The sequence below is a fragment of the Streptomyces tailanensis genome (assembly GCF_008386495.1).
Classification (GTDB): Bacteria; Actinomycetota; Actinomycetes; order Streptomycetales; family Streptomycetaceae; genus Streptomyces; species Streptomyces tailanensis.
This window is the reverse complement of sequence record NZ_VTHJ01000049.1, coordinates 18534-35748: the sequence shown is the minus strand read 5'-3', so window position 1 is coordinate 35748 and position 17215 is coordinate 18534. Positions and strand designations below refer to the sequence as shown.

Annotated in this window: 18 protein-coding genes; 7 read left to right on the top strand and 11 right to left on the bottom strand. The window is 70.6% G+C overall.

All coding sequences use genetic code 11. From position 1 onward, the window contains the following. Window positions 1-98: 98 nt before the first annotated feature. The 5 genes from F3T56_RS32350 (at window position 99) to F3T56_RS32330 (ending at window position 5065) form a co-directional block, all read left to right on the top strand. The gene (locus tag F3T56_RS32350; protein ID WP_172639241.1) at window positions 99-1349 is read left to right on the top strand and encodes a L,D-transpeptidase; all 1251 of its coding nucleotides are present in this window, start codon (window positions 99-101) and stop codon (window positions 1347-1349) included. A gap of 117 nt (window positions 1350-1466) precedes the next feature. Then, entirely contained in the window at window positions 1467-2234 is a 768-nt protein-coding gene (locus F3T56_RS32345) for an enoyl-CoA hydratase/isomerase family protein (RefSeq protein WP_149828907.1), read from the top strand. 262 nt (window positions 2235-2496) lie between these two features. Continuing rightward, window positions 2497-3000, top strand: a complete 504-nt coding sequence (locus F3T56_RS32340; RefSeq protein WP_172639240.1) for an ATP-binding protein — start codon at window positions 2497-2499, stop codon at window positions 2998-3000. 146 nt (window positions 3001-3146) lie between these two features. Then, entirely contained in the window at window positions 3147-4385 is a 1239-nt protein-coding gene (locus F3T56_RS32335) for a YncE family protein (protein WP_246204101.1), read from the top strand. Between the two features lie 80 nt (window positions 4386-4465). After that, a complete protein-coding gene (locus F3T56_RS32330; RefSeq protein ID WP_149828904.1) occupies window positions 4466-5065 on the top strand; it encodes an ADP-ribosyltransferase in 600 nt (199 codons plus the stop codon). A gap of 26 nt (window positions 5066-5091) precedes the next feature. Here F3T56_RS32330 and F3T56_RS32325 read toward each other — a convergent pair whose 3' ends face one another. Then, entirely contained in the window at window positions 5092-5724 is a 633-nt protein-coding gene (locus tag F3T56_RS32325) for a GNAT family N-acetyltransferase (protein WP_149828903.1), read from the bottom strand. A 49-nt stretch (window positions 5725-5773) separates the two neighbouring features. Here F3T56_RS32325 and F3T56_RS32320 point away from each other — a divergent pair, with 49 nt between their 5' ends. Both F3T56_RS32320 and F3T56_RS32315 read left to right on the top strand, forming a co-directional pair. Beyond that, entirely contained in the window at window positions 5774-6688 is a 915-nt protein-coding gene (locus F3T56_RS32320) for a MerR family transcriptional regulator (RefSeq protein ID WP_149828902.1), read from the top strand. A gap of 72 nt (window positions 6689-6760) precedes the next feature. After that, on the top strand, window positions 6761-6973 hold the full coding sequence (locus F3T56_RS32315) for an EF-hand domain-containing protein (RefSeq protein WP_086800233.1): 213 nt from the start codon (window positions 6761-6763) through the stop codon (window positions 6971-6973). 47 nt (window positions 6974-7020) lie between these two features. Here F3T56_RS32315 and F3T56_RS32310 read toward each other — a convergent pair whose 3' ends face one another. The 10 genes from F3T56_RS32310 to F3T56_RS46505 form a co-directional block, all read right to left on the bottom strand. Continuing rightward, window positions 7021-7215 carry a hypothetical protein gene (locus tag F3T56_RS32310; protein WP_149828901.1) on the bottom strand — a complete coding sequence of 65 codons (195 nt, stop codon included), beginning with the start codon at window positions 7213-7215 and terminating at the stop codon, window positions 7021-7023. A gap of 166 nt (window positions 7216-7381) precedes the next feature. After that, complete coding sequence (locus F3T56_RS32305; RefSeq protein WP_149828900.1) at window positions 7382-7606, bottom strand: hypothetical protein; 225 nt, start codon at window positions 7604-7606, stop codon at window positions 7382-7384. A 131-nt stretch (window positions 7607-7737) separates the two neighbouring features. Beyond that, window positions 7738-9135, bottom strand: coding sequence for an NADase-type glycan-binding domain-containing protein (locus tag F3T56_RS32300; RefSeq protein ID WP_149828899.1), 1398 nt, complete (start codon window positions 9133-9135; stop codon window positions 7738-7740). After that, on the bottom strand, window positions 9132-9689 hold the full coding sequence (locus F3T56_RS32295) for a phage tail protein (protein ID WP_149828898.1): 558 nt from the start codon (window positions 9687-9689) through the stop codon (window positions 9132-9134). Before F3T56_RS32295 ends, F3T56_RS32300 begins: the two co-directional genes overlap by 4 nt. Before the next feature lie 136 nt (window positions 9690-9825). Next, window positions 9826-11784: a putative baseplate assembly protein gene (locus tag F3T56_RS32290; protein WP_149828897.1), complete on the bottom strand. Its 1959-nt coding sequence runs from the start codon at window positions 11782-11784 to the stop codon at window positions 9826-9828. Continuing rightward, a complete protein-coding gene (locus F3T56_RS32285) occupies window positions 11784-12227 on the bottom strand; it encodes a GPW/gp25 family protein (RefSeq protein WP_149828896.1) in 444 nt (147 codons plus the stop codon). Before F3T56_RS32285 ends, F3T56_RS32290 begins: the two co-directional genes overlap by 1 nt. A 62-nt stretch (window positions 12228-12289) precedes the next feature. Next, window positions 12290-14191, bottom strand: a complete 1902-nt coding sequence (locus F3T56_RS32280; RefSeq protein WP_149828895.1) for a VgrG-related protein — start codon at window positions 14189-14191, stop codon at window positions 12290-12292. Beyond that, window positions 14191-14916, bottom strand: coding sequence for a CIS tube protein (locus tag F3T56_RS32275; protein ID WP_149828894.1), 726 nt, complete (start codon window positions 14914-14916; stop codon window positions 14191-14193). The genes F3T56_RS32280 and F3T56_RS32275 overlap by 1 nt, the downstream gene beginning before the upstream one ends. A 16-nt stretch (window positions 14917-14932) precedes the next feature. Then, a complete protein-coding gene (locus tag F3T56_RS32270) occupies window positions 14933-15358 on the bottom strand; it encodes a phage tail protein (protein WP_149828893.1) in 426 nt (141 codons plus the stop codon). 62 nt (window positions 15359-15420) lie between these two features. Then, window positions 15421-16575, bottom strand: coding sequence for a hypothetical protein (locus F3T56_RS46505; RefSeq protein ID WP_172639239.1), 1155 nt, complete (start codon window positions 16573-16575; stop codon window positions 15421-15423). Window positions 16576-17215: the final 640 nt, after the last annotated feature.

Sequence of the window (17215 nt, the reverse complement as noted above, 5' to 3'; positions counted from 1 at the left end):
GACCATCCAACCCGATCATCTGGTTAATGTACGTGCGTACGCGCACGTCGCGCGTAGGGGTGCGGGCCTGATCAGGCCGTGCGAGGGGAGACTGGAACTTGAACGGGCGACCGATATCGGGGGCGTCGGTTGGCGCACGGACACGTGTGAACAAGGGGCTGTTGGCACTACTGCTCGGCCTGATGATGCTCGCCGTCACCGCGTGCAGCGGAAGCGGAGCTTCGGGCTCCGACAGCGACAAGGCGAAGGGCTCGGACAAGAGCGCGTCCGACAAGGCGGCCACCAAGGCCTCGGAAGCGGTGGTCTCCATCGCCCCGAAGAACGGCGCCGATGACGTGGCCACCAGCGGCGCCCTCAAGGTGACCGCCGCCAAGGGCAAGCTGTCCGAGGTCACGGTCGAGAACGACAAGGGCGAGAAGATAGCCGGGGAGATATCCGGCGACGGCGCCAGCTGGACGCCGTCCATCCACCTCAACTCGGCCACCGAGTACAAGGTGCACGCCGTCGCCGAGGACTCCGAGGGGCGTGAGGCGGCCGAGGACTCGACCTTCACCACCCTCACCCCGAAGAACACGTTCGTCGGCATCTTCACTCCCGAGGACGGCTCCAAGGTCGGCGTCGGCATGCCGTTCTCGATCCGATTCACCCGCGGCATCACGGCCCCCGAGGACGTCGAGAAGGCCATCACCATCAAGACCGAGCCGGCCGTCGAGGTCGCGGGCCACTGGTTCGGCAACGACCGTCTCGACTTCCGTCCCGAGAAGTACTGGAAGGCCGGTACGAAGGTCACCGTCGACCTCAACCTCGACGGCGTCGAGGGCCGCGACGGCGTCTACGGCGAGCAGAACAAGAAGATCTCCTTCACCATCGGCCGCAGCCAGGTCTCCACGGTCGACGTCAAGAAGCTCACGATGAAGGTCGCCCGCGACGGCAAGGTCATCAAGACCATCCCCGTCACCACCGGCCAGCCCGGCATGGAGACCTGGAACGGCCAGATGGTCATCAGCGAGCGCCTCCGCGTGACCCGCATGAACGGCGAGACGGTCGGCTACGGCGGCGAGTACGACATCAAGGACGTGCCGGACGCGATGCGCCTGACCACCTCCGGCACCTTCATCCACGGCAACTACTGGGGCGGCGGCGCCTTCGGCAACTACAACGCCAGCCACGGCTGCATCGGCCTGCGCGACACCCGCGGCGGCTACGACCGCGGCGCGCCGGGCGCGTGGTTCTTCGACAACTCGATGGTCGGCGACGTGGTGGTCGTCAAGAACTCCAACGACCGCATCGTGGACCCGGACAACGGCTACAACGGCTGGAACATGTCGTGGGACAAGTGGAAGGCGTAGGGAGCCTGGTAACTGCCGGGTGGCACCCGCGCCCTCAAGGGGCGCGGGGAACTGCGCGAGCAACCACAAAGCACCCGCACTTCACCAACGACGTTAGTCACGGTTAACCTGCGGAGCATGACCGTGCATCTGGAAGTCGCCGAAGGCGTAGGCACCATCCGTCTCGACCGCCCGCCCATGAACGCCCTGGACAAGGCCATGCAGACCGGCCTCAAGGACGCGGCCGAGGAGGCCACGCACCGGGACGACGTACGGGCGGTCGTCGTCCACGGCGGCGAGAAGGTGTTCGCGGCCGGCGCGGACATCAAGGAGATGCAGGCCATGGACCACGCGGCGATGATCGCGTGGTCCCGGCCCCTGCAGGAGTCCTTCACCGCCGTGGCCCGTATCCCCAAGCCGGTCGTCGCCGCTGTCACCGGCTATGCGCTGGGCGGCGGTTGCGAGCTCGCCCTGTGCGCGGACTACCGCATCGCCGCCGAGAACGCGAAGCTCGGCCAGCCGGAGATCCAGCTCGGCCTGATCCCGGGCGCGGGCGGCACTCAGCGGCTGTCCCGCCTCATCGGCCCCTCCAGGGCCAAGGACCTGATTTTCACCGGCCGTATGGTCAAGGCGGACGAGGCGCTCGCACTCGGCCTGGTGGACCGGGTCGTCCCGGCCGACGAGGTCTACACGCAGGCCCACGCGTGGGCCGCCAAGCTCGCCCAGGGGCCGGCGATCGCGCTGCGGGCGGCAAAGGAGTCGATCGACGCGGGTCTGGAGACCGACCTGGAGACCGGACTCGCGATCGAGCGGAACTGGTTCTCGGCGCTGTTCGCCACGGAGGACCGCGAGCGCGGGATGCGGAGCTTCGTGGAGGAGGGTCCGGGCAAGGCGAAGTTCCTCTGACCCACGTGCAGTTGACGCGATGTGTTACCCGCGTCCCCCGAAGGAGCGGTTTGTCCGAGCCCTGAGGCAGCCTTGAGGAATGCTTGCCCAAGGCTCGTCGCGTTGACGCAAGTTCAGCTGGTTCGCACAGCTCAGGCAGGTTGTCGCGGGGCATGGAATGCCTATGGAATATGCCATGCGAAACTCCCGGAATGGTTGGTTCCGGGGGTTGTATTCCTGCGGAACGGCCCCGAACCGCGCTCCGGGCGGCCATGATGGGGGCATGGCGGGGCTGGAGGGCATCGAACAGCCGCGGCGGCACGCGAGAGCGACCGCGGCGCGTTGGTCGCCTGCGATCGAGGACGAACGGGCGCTGAAGGCGCTGGAGTTGTTCGGCAACCCCACGGAGGCGGAGGTCCCGCTGCCGTCCCGCCCCGAGTCCGCGGCCACCGCCCGGCGCCTCGCCCAGGTCGTCGTACTCCGCCATTGGGGGCTGTCGCCCAAGCTCACCGAGGACACGGTGTTACTCGTCTCCGAGCTCGTCGGCAATGCCGTACGGCACACCGGGGCGAGGGTGTTCGGACTGCGGATGAAGCGGCGGCGGGGGTGGATCCGGGTCGAGGTGCGGGATCCCTCGCGGGGGTTGCCCTGTCTGATACCGGTGCAGGAGATGGACATCAGCGGGCGGGGGCTGTTCCTGGTGGACGAGTTGTCGGATCGGTGGGGTGTCGATCTGTTACCGCGTGGAAAGACGACGTGGTTCGAGATGAGGGTCGCGGAGCGGTAGGCCGCAGGGTTCGTCGCACGTCGCCGGTCCGCCGTAGAGCACCGGTTCGTCGTACGTCACCGGTTCGCCGTCGGTGTTTCGCGCGCCCCTCCGTCAATCGGACCAATCGCCAGTTTTTCTGCCAAGCCTCTCTATAAATGGTGCGCGTGACGACGCCCTCTCTCCTCATCCCGCGCGCCCCAAGGCAGCGCGACCTCGTGCGGCGTGCCCTTCTCGCGGCCGCCCTTCTCTCCGCCGTGGCGGCCTGCGGCACCGAGGCCAAGGAACAGGCCGAGCGGACCCGGGCCTCCCAGGCCGCGGTGGAGGCCGCCGAAGCCGCCGAGCGGAAGAAGAAGCAGCAGCGGTCGGCGGTGCAGGGTCTGCACGGTATGCCGCCCGTGCTCGACCCGAAGGACGTCTACGCCGCCGACCGCCCGAACAAGCTCTCCCCGGTCGTCAAGGACTTCCCGTCCCGGGTGTACGTCCCCAACACCGAGTCCGACACCGTCTCCGTCATCGACCCGAAGACGTACGAGATCATCGAGACGATCCCCGTGGGCCGCCAGCCCCAGCACGTCGTGCCCTCCTGGGACCTGAAGACCCTGTGGGTCAACAACAACCGCGGCCACACCCTCACCCCCATCGACCCGAAGACGGGGAAGGCGGGCAAGCCGGTCGAGGTGCACGACCCGTACAACCTGTACTTCACCCCGAACGGCAAGTACGCCGTCGTCATGGCGTCCCTCGACCGCGAACTCGTATTCCGCGACCCGCACACCATGAAGCGCGTCAGGACCGAGCCGGTCACCTGCTACGGCGTCAACCACGCCGACTTCTCGCTCGACGGCAGGTACTTCATCGTGTCGTGCGAGTTCAGCGGCGAGCTGCTGAAGGTCGACACGGAGAAGATGAAGGTCGTCGGGCAACAGAAGCTGCCGTTCGACGGAGCCATGCCGCAGGACGTGAAGATCTCGCCGGACGGCAAGCGGTTCTACATCGCCGACATGATGGCCGACGGCATGTGGGTCCTCGACGGCGACAAGTTCGACACACCGACGCTGCTGCCCACCGGCAAGGGTGCCCACGGCCTGTACGTCGGCCGCGACTCCCGCGAGATGTACATCTCCAACCGGGGCGAGGGCTCCGTCTCCGTCTTCGACTTCACCAAGAACAGGCTCACCAAGAAGTGGCACCTCCCCGACGGCGGCAGCCCCGACATGGGCGGCGTCTCCGCCGACGGCAAGGTCCTCTGGCTCTCCGGCCGCTACGACTCCGAGGTGTACGCCATCGACACCCGCAGCGGGAAGCAGCTCGCCCGCATCCCCGTCGGCAGCGGCCCGCACGGCCTCGCGGTGTACCCGCAGCCAGGCCGCTACTCGCTCGGCCACACGGGCATCTTCCGCTGACGTAAAGCCACATGGGTGACACGCCGTCGTACGGGTGACGGTCCCCGGCCCGGCCGCACACGACCGAGATCGTGCTCTTCATGATCACAACTCGTCTGCGGCGCCGGGCCGTCGCCGTCGCCCTCTCCCTGTCCGCCGTCCTCGCGACCTCCGCCGCGACCGTTCCGGCCCAGCCGGCCGCCGGAGCGGCGGCGCCCGCCTGTCCCCAGTTCGTCGATCCCGTCAAGGCCGCCGCCGACCGCCGCGTCGATGTGGACCGCATCACCCCCACCCCGGTCTGGCGCAGGACCTGCGGCACGCTGTACCGCGCCGACAGCCGCGGCCCGGACATCGTCTTCGACAAGGGGTTCCTTCCGAGGGACGTCCTCAACGGCCAGTACGACATCGAGAAGTACGTCCTGGTCAACCAGCCCTCCCCGTACGTCTCCACGACGTACGACCACGACCTGTACAAGACCTGGTGGAAGTCCGGCTACAACTACTACATCGACGCCCCCGGCGGCATCGACGTCAACAAGACCATCGGCGACCAGCACAAGTGGGCCGACCAGGTCGAGGTCGCCTTCCCCGGCGGCATCGCGCGGCGGTTCGTCATCGGCGCCTGCCCGGTCGACAAGAAGACCAAGACGGAGAAGATGAGCGAGTGCGAGAGCAACCCGCACTACGAGCCCTGGCGCTGATGCCCTGCGAGCCCTGGCATTGATCTCTATCGGGCGCTGAGCAGTAGCTCGGAGCCCACCGGCAGATAACCCGCCGCCTGGAACGCCCGCGTGCTGCGGGCGTTCCCCGGCGCGATCTGCGCCCACAGCGGCTCGGCGACGAGATGCCGGGCGGCGGTCACGAGCAGCCGCCCCAGCCCCCGGTGCCGTACGCCGTCATCCACCTCGACCGACACCTCCAGCCGCCCGCCGATCCCGCGCCCCATCACGAGCACCCCGCCCTCCGCCGTCCACGCCCGCACCTCGTCGCGGCGTCCGCGGGCGTACACGACGCGGGGATGGCCGGCGTCCTCGATCTCCTTCAGCGGCAGCGGCGGCTCTCCCGGCAGCGGGGAGCCGACCAGCATCGCGTCGATCGTCTCCGTCCCGCGACCCGTCCGCTCCATGAACGCGGCCAGGAACCGCGGGTTCATCGTCGCGGCCAGCGCGTCGCAGTCGACGCCGCGCAGGGTGTCGTACACCCAGTCCGGATCCTCATCCGTGAAGACGACGGAGTGGGCGGTGAACGCGAGGACCCCCGCGTCGCGGTGGCAGTGCTGGGCGACGACGGTCGTACCGCCGTCCGCCGGTGGGAAGACACCCCGGGCCGCCGCGTCCAGAATGTCCCGCAAGCTCTCCATCGCCGTGCTCCTTGAGTCTCCACCCACTGGAAGGCCCACACTCGCAGACATGATCGAAGACGGCACCGGCCGTTTCACCATCGGGCAGCTCGCCCGCGGCTCCGGTCTGTCCGTGCGGACGATCCGCTACTGGTCGGACGAGGGGATCGTGCACCCGGTCACCCGCAGCGCGGGCGGCTACCGGTTGTACGACGCCGAGTCCGTGGCCCGGCTCGAACTCATCCGCACCCTGCGGGAGCTGGGCCTCGGCCTGGAGCACGTACGCCGAGTGCTCGCGGGCGAGACGACGGTCGCGGAGGTGGCGGCCGCGCATGTGGTGGCGCTGGACGCGCGGATCCGGGCGCTGAAGGTGACGCGGGCGGTGCTGTCGACCGTGGCGCGACGCGGCTCGACCGCGGAGGAGATGACGCTCATGAACAAACTGGCGCGGCTGTCGGCCGCCGAACGCACACGCATCATCGACGACTTCATGGAGGAGACCTTCGGGGGCCTGGACACCGCCGACCCCGACATCAGGACCCGGCTCAGGTTCAGCCTCGTGGATCTGCCGGAGGACCCCACGCCCGAGCAGGTGGACGCCTGGGTCGAGCTGGCCGAGATGATCCAGGACCCGGGGTTCCGGGCGCGGATGCGGCAGACGGTCGAGTTCAACGCGGCGGACCGGGGGCCGGACGTGGCGGCGGGCACCTCCCTGTGGTTCATGAGCCGGCTGGTGCAGCTCGCGGGGGAGGCGCTGCGGGAGGGCGTCGACCCCGCCTCGCCCGCCGCCGAGGAGATCCTGAGCGGGCTGCTCGGCGACGCCGACCGGGCCGACCTGCTGGACCGCGTCACGTCGGCGGCCCACGCCGAGCTGGCCCGGTTCCGGGAGCTGGCCTCGCGGGTGCGGGGCGTGGAGCCGCTCTCGGCGCACACCGAGGAGTTCGCGTGGGTGGTCGCCGCACTGCGCGCTCGTGTGGCCGGTTAATCTGACCTGCGTCAGTAGGACTGTCAGCAGGACTGCCCGGAAGAGGGCAAGGCACCAAGAAGGGGCGGATCGGTGGCGGACATCGAGGCAGCGCGCAAGGAGTTCCAGCGGATCGACGCGGACGGTGACGGGTTCATCACCGCCGCCGAGTTCAAGACCGCCCTGGCCCAGGAGGGCGACTGGAACGTCACCGAGTCCGTGGCGGAGGTCATCATCCGCACCCGCGACCTCAACGGCGACAAGCTCCTGTCGTTCGACGAGTTCTGGGCCCACCTGAGCAAGTGAGCCGGGACTGAGGGTGCCCGCCGTACGGCACGGCGGGCACCCCTTCGTCATGTGGTGCGTGCGGTGCGCAGGAAGGCGGCCAGCATGTCGATGCCGATCTCGGTGGTCGAGACGCGCGCGAGCATGCCGACGAGGTGGGGTGCCTCAACGGCGAGCGGTTCACCGGCCTGCACCATGAAGGCGTAGGCGTAGAGAGCGGCTACCTCCTCGTTGCGGCAGGCGAACGGCCGTAACTGGGCCACGGTCGCCCGAGAGTGGCCGCTCTCCAGGCATTGTCCGCATCGGGCTGGTTTTTGCTGGCATGCCGGGCGATCGCGGCTTCCAAGGCGGGGATGTCCTCGACCTCGGGTGGGTCGGAGAGTTGGTCCGCGATGACGAGGGCCCAGCGCAGATCGACGGTGAGTTCCATCAGCGGCGCCCGGCCTCCAGTGCCTCGGCGAATGCCTTGGCGGCTGCCAGTACATGCGGTGGCACCGTCTCGTCCGGGGCCTCCTTGCCTTCGAGATCCCGCTCGATCAGGGTCCGGATGTAGCCAGAGAGCATCATCCCGCGCTCGTGCGCTATGGCTTTGGCCTTGTCGACCAACTCGGCGGGAAGCCGCACGTTGAGCTGCTTGGTGTCCTGAGTCTGCATGGATGCTCCCGGAATTGGGGGTGTGCGAGCACCTGTAGCATTGCCTAGTAATTGCTAGCTTTCTAGTCGGGTGGGGTCCGCACTTTCTCCAGGGGTATGTATGTCGGTGCGGTGCAGTCCGAGGGTGGGGCTCAGCTGTTGCTGCTCGAGCGGCCGAAGAACTCGATCTCGGCTATGGCCACCTGCTTCTTGGCGTCGGCGCCGTAGGCGGAGAGGATGGTGAAGCGGACGGTCTCGGCGTTGCCGACGCGGAACTTGCGGCTTTGGGCCCCGGCGGTCTGGTCGAGGGTGAGGATCTTGGTGGAGGTGGAGCCGTCGGCGGCGGTGATCTTCGCCTCGATGCGGTGCGGGCGGGCCGACTCCGAGCGCTGGTCCGCCTTCTTGGAGACGCCCGGGATGATGACCACGTCAAGCAGCCGGGTCGGCTGCTCGAAGCGGACCTCCAGCCACTCCCCCTCGCCGGACTCCGTGACGCCCGGGCCCCACCACGTGTTGCTGTAGGTGTCGAAGGCCAGCTGGGGCTTGTGGCCGGGGTACGAGCGGGACGCCTTGAAGGTGTCCGGGGCGATCTGGGCGCGCTTGGCGAAGTGGTCGCGGGTCGCCTGGTAGCCGTCGTCGGCGTAGAAGACGAGGGTGACGATCAGGCCGATCACGAGGGCGCCGACCACCCAGTTCAGGATCCGGCCGAAGCCGCGGCGCAGGCGGGGGCGGTCGCCCGCCCACGGGGTCTCCGTGTTGCGGCCGTTCAGCATCCGGCGCCACCACGGCAGCCGTCCCGGTGCCTGAGCGCGGCCGGCCATCGGCATGGCACAGCGCGCGCAGAAGTGCCGGTCCGGCCGGGTGGGTGTGCCGCACCAGGGGCAGGGCACCCCGCCCTCCGTGCCGAACTCCGGCCCGGGGGTACGGACTTGGGGGCGCCGCACCTCGGGGCGGCCCGGCAGCACGGGTGCGACGGCCGGCTCCGCCGCGGCGCGGGGTTCGGGGTCGGCTACGGGGACTAGGAGGGACCTGGCCCGGTCGGCGGAGTTCGGGACGGGGGTGGGGTCGGCTGCGGGCAGGCGGTTGGTGGGGGCCTCGTCCTCGTCCTCGTGGTGGGGGCGGGGGGACGGGGGCGTGGGTTCGGGGGTGGTGGGGGAGGAGTGGACGGCTGCGGTGGGAGCCGAGGGGGTGCCGAGGTCGGCGACGCCGGTTCCGGTTGCCCCGCGGCCCGTGTCGTGGGCCGTACGGGCTGTGCCCGTGCCGGCGCCCGGGCGGGCGAAGGCGTCCCAGCCGGGCTCGCCGGCGGGCGCCGCGCGTCCGGCGTCCGCCGCCGGGGCCGGGGCCGGGGCGGGGGCCGCGTCACTCGTACGTCCGGCGTCCGAGCGGTCGGCGGGGCCGCTGCTCGTGCGGTTCGTGGGCGTCCGGTCGGAGGTTCCGGACCAGCCGAGTACCGCGCCGCAGGCGTCGCAGAAGGACTGGCCGGGCTCCCCGCGGGTTCCGCATTCGGCGCAGCTCTCGGCCCGGCCGGTTTCGGGGGTCTGGCTGGTCATTGCTCGGGGATCCTTTCGGCGGCGGTCACCTGGACCGTGTAGGGCATGTGGGCGGGGCGGGCGGCGGCCACGAGGGTGTCCAGCCGGTGTTCGTCCGCGGGGGTGGGGTCGGGCAGGCGGAGGGCGACGTGGAGGCGTGGGCGGTGTTCGCCGGGGACCGGGCCGAGGGGGCGGGCGTCCCAAGCGGCGGCGCCGCTCTCGGTGATCTCCGGGGTCACGCCGAACACCAGGCGTACGGCCTCGGACAGGCCGCGCCGGGTGCCGCGTACGCGGTGCAGGTGCGCGGCGGCGGCGACGGCGGCGCGCAGGCGGGCTTCCGGTTCCGTGCCGTCGGTCTCGGCGCCGACCCAGCCGGCGAGCCACCGGGTGAAGTCGACGGGGGCGAGGGACGGGGTGAAGTAGGAGTCCAGGCAGTCGAGGGCGGAGAGGATGGGCGCGAGTATGTCGTCCAGACCGCCGACGAAGCGTTGGGCGAGGTCGTCGTCGGCGAATACGGCGGGGAGCATGTGGGCTATGGGGGCGGAGGAGCCCAGGCCGTCTATGGAGCCCCTCATTTGTGGCCTCCGGGTGCGCCCAACAGCTCGGGGTGTGCTGGTCGTTGGCGGCTGCGGGTCCGTTGTGGCTGGTCGCGCCCGCGCGGCGGAGCCGCATATGTCACAGCCCCGCGCCCCTTTCGGGGCTGCGCCCCGATCACGTTTTGTCCCCGATCACTCGGACCCGGTGGTCGAAGGAGAAGACCAGGGACGGCGGGGTGAGGTCTATGCGGTTGGTGGGGTCGCCTCGTTTGCCGGTGAGGGGGTCCGCCGGGTGGAGTTGGACCTCGTCGACGAGTTCTACGCCGGGGACGCGTTGGAGGACGGCGAAGACCTCGCCGGACTGGACGGGGCGGCCGAAGGGCCAGCCTCGGCCGTCGGCGCCGCCGGTGAGCGGGTCGAGGTGGCGGTAGAGGGCGTCGTGGGCCTGGCGGCGGACGCGGTCGGTGTCGACGCCGCGGAAGGCGTGCAGGGTGGCCACGACGGTCACGCCTTGGTAGAAGGGCGGGCCCACCGCCAACCTCGTGCCGATCAGGCGGCGTTCGTCGAGGTGGCGGGTGATGCGGCGCAACAGCGCGTCGCCGGGGACGAGTTGCTCGAAGCGGAGGCGGCCGCCGGGGTCGGGTACGGCCTGGGGGACCACCAACACCCGTACCGCGTAAGCCCCGTGCTCGCCCTCGTCGCCCTCCAGGCAGGTGATGCGGGCCGTCTCGGGGGCGGCGCGGCGGGCGAGTTCCTCGTAGTCGCGCAGGGTCACCGCACGCTCCTGGGCCCGCAGCGTGATGGGTGCCCGGACCTTCGCCTCCTCCACGGTCTCCGCGTCGACGCCGCCGCGCGCGGCCTCGCGGTTGACGACCTCGGAGACGTACGGGACGGAGGTGCGCAGGACCTGTACGGCGCCTCGGGCCACGTTTCCGGCCCGGCCGCCGCCGGTGCGGTAGCGGCGGGCGCGGATGACGGCGCCCTTGGGCGCGACCGCCCCGTACTGGCGCAGGGTGCCGTCGGGTTCCCGTACCGCCGGGCCGAAGGCGATCTCGCCGGTGGCGGCGTCGAGGGTGATGTGCCGGTCGTACGGGGCGGACGCGGCGAAGTCGGTGACGACCTCCCAGTCGGTCCAGCCGTCGTGCTCGGCGGTCTGGAGCAGCACGGGAGGGGTGTCGCCCACGACCGGGGCGTGCGCGAGGCGCAGTCGCTGCCCGGGGAGGCCCGTCGACTCGCCGAGCGCCTCGTCGTACACCGTCTCGGCGTGTACGACGCCGGTGGTGCCGCCGATGGTGAAGGCCTCGGCGGCGCGGACGGTCGGCGAGGTGGTGTAGAAGGGCTGGCCGGGGAGGGGTTCGGTGACCCGGCAGCGCAGCCAGCCGGCCTCCTGGCCACCGGTGCGGGAGAGGGTGTGGCCGCCGGGGACGTGCAGGATCACCTCTCCGGGGCGGTTCAGGCCACCGGTGCCGTCGCGGTCGACCTCGCACGCCGTCCAGCCGTCCTCGGTCCACGCCTCCCAGACCAGCGGCGGCTGCCGCGGGTCCACGCCGACGCCGTCGACCCGGCTGTCCAGCTCCAGCGCGACCGCGCAGTGCGGTGCGGCCGCGCTCAGGCCGAACAGCATGCAGTCGCCGGGCCGCGTGGCCTCGGCGAAGCACATCAGGTCCTTGCCCTCGGCGAGGTCGGTGGTCCGGTCGCTGACCGGCTCACCGCTGAGCTGCACCACCAGGTTCCGCAACTCGCAAGGGACGACGGTCAGTTCGCGCTCGGTGGCGAAGACGACCGCCTCCTCGCTCTCGGTGCGCACGGTGGCGACCTCGGTGCCGACGGGGAGCAGGATCGGCTCCTCCTGCGGGGCGGAGAGCCAGAACGTGACGTCCGTGCGCGCTGCCGACGGCGGGAAGAGGGTGATGCCGACCAGGTCCAGGAAAGCCAAGTGGTTCTTCTCGGGGACCCGGTTGAGGCGGTAGACGATCTGGTCCGCCATGTGCGCGACCGTCTCGACGAGGGTGACGCCGGGGTCGGAGACGTTGTGGTCGGTCCACTCCGGGGCGCGCTGCTGGATGTAGCGCTTGGCGTCGTCGACGAACTGCTGGAAGCGGCGGTCGTCGAGGTTCGGGGAGGGCAGGGCCATCAGCGGTCGCTTTCGGAAGCCGTACCCGTGGAGTCCGGGGAGTCCGGCTCGTCGTGGGACGGGATGACGTAGAACGGGAAGACCAGGCTGCGCGGGTTGTTGGTGCCGCGGATCGCGTAGCGGACGTCGATGAAGAGGGCGCCCTGGTCGGCGCCCGCGGTCACCTCGACGTCGCTCACCTCGATCCGCGGCTCCCAGCGGTCGAGGCTCGTGTACACCTCGTGCTGGATGCGGCCCGCGGTGGCCTCGTTGACCGGCGCGAACACCAGGTCGTGGATGGCGCAGCCGAACTCGGGGCGCATCGGCCGCTCGCCCGGCGCGGTGGCCAGGATCAACCGGATCGCCTCCTCGATCTCGCGCTCACCACTGACCAGGGCGATGCCGCCGGTCGGCCCGATCCGCAGCGGGAACGCCCAGCCGGACCCGACGAACTGCTCGGCCATCGTGGGCCGCCCTCCTTCCTGAAGTACGTGAAGCACGTGAGGCGCCGGTGGCCTCTCGGCCGTCACCCGAACGGATATTTGACGGTGTTGACGAAGAACCCGCCGAAGATGTCGACCTTGACGGCCTTGAGGCCCAGCTGGCCCACGGCGTTGATCTGCACGGTCCCGGCCGCGTTGAGCGTCGCCGCGCCGGTCGCGCTGAGGTTGAGAGCGCCCATCGCGCTCACGTTGACGACGCCGCCGAGCGATCTGAGGCTGACCATCCCCTGGCCCTGGAGGTTGAGCGGGCCGCCGCTCCTGATGGTCACGGCCCGCCGCGCGCTCAGCGTCAGATCCGTCCCGGCCCGCACGGACACCGAGGTGCCGCCGGTGATGCTGACGGCGCCCTTGCTGTCCACGGTGATCTCGGTCTTCGTACGGTCCAGGTTGATGATCAGCCTGTCGTTGCCGGTGGCGAGCCGTACGCCTTGCTTGCGGAGGCCGGTCTGCTGGCTGAGCAGGTCGACGCGGTTGCCCTCCCGGTCGGACAGGGTGTGCCGGATCGCCTTCTTCTTGACCGGGTCGTGCAGCCACACGTCCTTGACGACGGTCGGCTTGTCGACGCCGTTGTAGAGGCCGCCGATGACGAACGGATGGTCGAGCGCGCCCCGGTCGAAGGCGACGAGCACCTCGTCGCCGACGTCCAGCGGGAAGATCCCGCCGCCGCCCTTGCCGCCCATCTGTACGGTCCGGGTCCAGTCACTGACGTAGGTGTCGTCCAGCCACGGGAACTGCAGCTTCACCCGGCCCTGCTGCAGCGGATCCTGTACGTCGGTGACGAGGGCGTTGGCCACACTGGGCAGCCGCGGGGCCGCCGTACCGCCACCCGACGTCAGGCCGAACAGGGAGCGCCACTGCCGGCCGGTGACGTTCACCCAGGTCTCGTAGTGGCTGCCGTCGCCGAAGACGTGCCGTACGGACGTGCAGGTGTACTTGCCCTCGAACGGGGCGCCCACCTCGGTGAGCGTGACCGGCACACCGGGCCGCAGGTTCGGGTTGCCGCGCACCGTCACCTCCAGCTCGGCGAAGGCGGAGGTGATGTCGTCGGCGAGGGAGCCGGCGGCGTGCGCGACCTCGCTCTGGAGGTCGTACGGGGTGTCCGTCTCGACCAGCTTGGCGGCCTTGAACGCGCCCGCCGCCTTCTGCGGGGTCGTCCCGATGGCGATACCGGGGTTGGCCTTCGCCGGGGTGATCGCGGTGAGCTTCTTCTTCGTCGTGACGTTCCAGCCGCGCGCCTCGACCTTGCCGACCTGGTCGGCGGCGGTGACGGCGGCCCGGCAGCGCAGAATGTCGACACCGGCCTGGAGCACGAAGGGGCTCTTCTCGCCGGGCGTGCTCGTCGGGGGCGCGCCGGACGCCGGCTTCGGCTTGACGAACTGGAACTTCCCCTTCGAGTCCAGCGACATCACCATCTCGTTCTCGTCGGCGAGCCGCGCCAGGAAGTCCCAGTCCGTCACATTCGACTGGGAGATGAAGTCGTAGACCGTCTTGGTGCCCTGCACCTGCCCGACCGGGATGCCGTTCATCGAGGCCAGCTTGCGGGCGATGTCGGCGGCAGTCTGATTGCGGTACGCCGCCACCCTGCGCACCCGCATCAGCCGGTGGCCGGGGTCGTAGCCGCGGACGACGGTGAAGGTGCCGGTGCCGTCGTAGTCGGTCTCCATGCCGGTGACCTCGCCGGTGAGCAGCGGGGACGCCGCGCCCTTGCCGTCGGCGACGGGGGCGATGACGACCTTGGTGCCGAACCTGACGTTCAGCTTGCCCAGCAGCAGCCCGTGCGGGTCCCGGAAGGTGAGCCGGAACGCGCCCGGCACCCCGGCCCCGAGATCGACCCAGCCGCCGACCAGCAGATCGGCGTACTCGGTCGGCAGTTTCGCGCCGTCGAGGGTGACATGGATGACGTTGGAGAAGGACGGCTTCACCATCAGTGGCCCACCTCCTCGGCGGCAGGGAGGACGAGTTCGATACCGGTGGGCAGACGGGTCGGATCATCGATGCCGTTGGCCTTCGCGATCGCCCGCCACGCGGACGCGTTCCCGTACTCCCGCCACGCCAGCGACTGCAGCGAGTCGCCCGCGACGACCCGGTGCACACTCCGCGCGGTGAGCGCGCCCGACGTCGGGTTCTGCCCCTTGGTCGTACTCGGGATCTCGTGCAGCGCCATCCGGCAGGTGGCCCGGATCGGCACACCGGTCGTCCCGAACAGCGAGTACGTGACGTCCACTGAGCTGACGTACGCCGTGAAGCGGGCCGTCGAGAACGACCCCCACTGGAACACCACCCAGGGCGGCGACGGCTGCTTCGCGGCGAGGCTCTTGGCCGTCACCTCGCAGCAGGACAACAGGGACTCCACCTTCTTCAGCACCGTGGTGCCGCTCGGCTTGTCGGAGGAGTCGAGGAAGATTTCGACGTTCATCTCCCGGGGCTCGGGCCCCATGAACTCCGGCAGCGCGCCGTCGCGTACGGCCGCGCTCGTCGTCGTCTTCCACTGGGCGCGCCGGCTCAGCGTCAACTCGCTCGGATTGAACTCGAATTCGAACGACTTGATCATCCCGCCCGGCGTGGTGCTTGTACCGACCGGCGGTTCGTGAATGGCCAGCGTGGCCCGCACGAGACTCTTGCCCGCGCCGCCCTTGCTTCCCTTCGCCATGTCCTGTCCCCGCCCCTCAGTCCGTGAACCCGTGGTGCGTGATCTCCAGGACCTCGGTCGCCACGCCCGGGTTCGCCGGATCCAGGGAGGGCCCCTGCCAGCTCACCGGCAGGACGTCGATCAGCCCCCAGTGCGCCACCTCCGAGCCGTCCGCGCGCAGCGCCGCGATCTGGGCCGTCGGCCGCTTCACGCCCGTCGCCACGGATGAGATCCAGGCCGCGACCTTCGCCGTGTCCGGCGTCAGCGGCCTCGTCAGTCGGATGTTCGAGAACGTCACGCGTGACGGCAGCTGCCAGACGAACCCGTTGTTCCCGCCCTCCTGGCGGTGCTCGATCTCCACCGTCGACGACAGCCCTTCACACCCGTTGAAGTAACCGAGGCTCTCGCCGTCGATCGTCAGCGTGAAGAAGATGGTGGAGCCCGGGTCGAGATCGCGGGGCATCGGGGAGGGCCTTTCTGCGGACGGGGGGTGGTGCGGGGGTGGTCCCCTGGTGGGACCGGGTGTCAGTGGCGGGGGTCGCGGAGTTTGCCGATTCGTTCGCGGTCGAGACGTAGTTCGGTGCGGACGAGGCGGGTGATCCGGCCGATGAGCTTGTGGGTCAGTTCGTCGAGCTGGAAGTCGGTGAGGGAACGGGGGTCGAACTGGGGCTCGGGGGGCGCGGTGGGGGTGGGGGCTGTGGTCGAGGTGGCGGAGGTGGGGCGGAGGGGGGGTGCCGGGGCTTGCTGGATCGGGGCGGGTGCGGGTGCGGGTGCGGGTGCGGGTGCCTGGGTGGTGGGTGGCATGGGGGTGTTGGGGGTGTTGGGGCGTTGGGGCTGGACGACTTTTGTGACGGGGAACGGGGTCGAGGGCGGGTTCTGCGGTTGCGTGGGCTTGGCGGCCGCGATGCGTTGTACGGCGGGGGTGGCGACCGTTGATGAGGGGCGGCTGTTCGTGGGTGTGGGGCGGCGCAAGGGGACGGCGGCTGGGGGTGCCTCACGTCGTCCGGTGGTGGGGAGAGCCGGGGTGAGGGCGCGGGTGGGGGCCAGGGGGCGTACCTGTTCGGCGGTGGGTGCGGGCGTGGCTCGCTGTACGGCCGGGGGTGTGAGGGGTGCGGCCGGGCCGGGAGCAGGCTTCGCCGTTCCCCGGTGCGTCGTTGTCGCTCGCTGTACGGGAGGGAGTACGGCGGGGCTCGACGTGCCGGGAGTGGTGTTCCCGGAGAGGGGCTTCGCGTGCTGGGGCGGGGAGGAGAGGGGGGCGCCGAGAAGGGGGCGCTGACGTGGGGTGGGGGGCGTGGCCCGCTGTACCGGGGGAGCCGGGGGACGCGTGGGGGTGGTCGGTCCGGTCGGCTTGGTGGAGGGGGCCGAGGTGGTGGGTGGGGTCGCCGGGGTCGGGGGTGTCGTCGCGGCACCGATGGGCGGCACATTTCCGGAGGCCGGCGCGCCGAGGCCCAGGCGCCTTGGGCTGCGGGAGGTGCTTCGCTGCGCGGGGGGCGTGCTGGTGAGGGGGGTGAGGGGGGCAGCCTGATTCGGCCCGGCGACAGGGGAGTTCTTGGCGGCGGCCGTGGTCGCGGTCGGGGTTGCGGGATTGCCGGTGCCGGTGCCGGTGTTGGCGCTGGCCGTTCCGCCGACGCTGGTCGGTGTACCGCCGTGGCCCGTGGTGGCTCGCTGGACGCCAACCACCGCATCACCGGTGCTGGTTGGCGGGCCGCTGGGTGCCGTCGTAACGCGGCTTCCTGCTGCCGTGTTGGGAGCGGTTGCGGGCATGCCGCGACTGTCCGCCGGCTTGCCTGTACCGGTCGGCGTTCCGGACGGACCGAGTACCGGTGTTACTGCGGGTGTGGCTGCGGTACGGCCGGGACTGGCCGTCGCCCGCTGGACGTTGACCGTTCCGCCGGCGGAGCCGGTCACTGTACGGCTGGAGGCACCCGTTGTCCTGTCGGATCCGGTACCTGTGGTGCGGGTTGGTGTGCTGCTCGGGTCGGCCGTTGCCCGCTGGATGCCGAGTGCCGAGTTGTCGGGGCTGGTCGGCCTCGTCTCAGGGCGAGCCGGTGTCGAACCAGGGTCCGTCGTGGGGCCCTGTTCGACCGTCGTCGGTCGGACGTCGCCCGTCGCGTTGACCGGGGTGCTCGGCGCGCGGTCGGGGGCTCCCGCAGCCCTGCGTGGACCGGTCGGCGTTCCGGTGGAGGCGACTGAGGTCGTGTCAGGGGTGGTTGCCGTACGGCCGGGGCCGGTCGTAGCTCGTTGGATACCGACCTCGGCGCGGCTGGGGGCGGCGGGGGTGCCGTGGGCATTCGTGACCGGGCCGTTGGGTGCGGTCGTT

Coding starts and splice junctions, on each gene's coding strand:
- F3T56_RS32320 (WP_149828902.1), top strand. CDS start 5,774: ATGATCGAAGACGGCACCGGCCGTTTCACCATCGGGCAGCTCGCCCGC.
- F3T56_RS32300 (WP_149828899.1), bottom strand. CDS start 9,135: ATGACCAGCCAGACCCCCGAAACCGGCCGGGCCGAGAGCTGCGCCGAA.
- F3T56_RS32295 (WP_149828898.1), bottom strand. CDS start 9,689: ATGAGGGGCTCCATAGACGGCCTGGGCTCCTCCGCCCCCATAGCCCAC.
- F3T56_RS32285 (WP_149828896.1), bottom strand. CDS start 12,227: ATGGCCGAGCAGTTCGTCGGGTCCGGCTGGGCGTTCCCGCTGCGGATC.
- F3T56_RS32325 (WP_149828903.1), bottom strand. CDS start 5,724: ATGGAGAGCTTGCGGGACATTCTGGACGCGGCGGCCCGGGGTGTCTTC.
- F3T56_RS32330 (WP_149828904.1), top strand. CDS start 4,466: ATGATCACAACTCGTCTGCGGCGCCGGGCCGTCGCCGTCGCCCTCTCC.
- F3T56_RS32340 (WP_172639240.1), top strand. CDS start 2,497: ATGGCGGGGCTGGAGGGCATCGAACAGCCGCGGCGGCACGCGAGAGCG.
- F3T56_RS32270 (WP_149828893.1), bottom strand. CDS start 15,358: ATGCCCCGCGATCTCGACCCGGGCTCCACCATCTTCTTCACGCTGACG.
- F3T56_RS32345 (WP_149828907.1), top strand. CDS start 1,467: ATGACCGTGCATCTGGAAGTCGCCGAAGGCGTAGGCACCATCCGTCTC.
- F3T56_RS32290 (WP_149828897.1), bottom strand. CDS start 11,784: ATGGCCCTGCCCTCCCCGAACCTCGACGACCGCCGCTTCCAGCAGTTC.
- F3T56_RS32275 (WP_149828894.1), bottom strand. CDS start 14,916: ATGGCGAAGGGAAGCAAGGGCGGCGCGGGCAAGAGTCTCGTGCGGGCC.
- F3T56_RS32305 (WP_149828900.1), bottom strand. CDS start 7,606: ATGCAGACTCAGGACACCAAGCAGCTCAACGTGCGGCTTCCCGCCGAG.
- F3T56_RS32280 (WP_149828895.1), bottom strand. CDS start 14,191: ATGGTGAAGCCGTCCTTCTCCAACGTCATCCATGTCACCCTCGACGGC.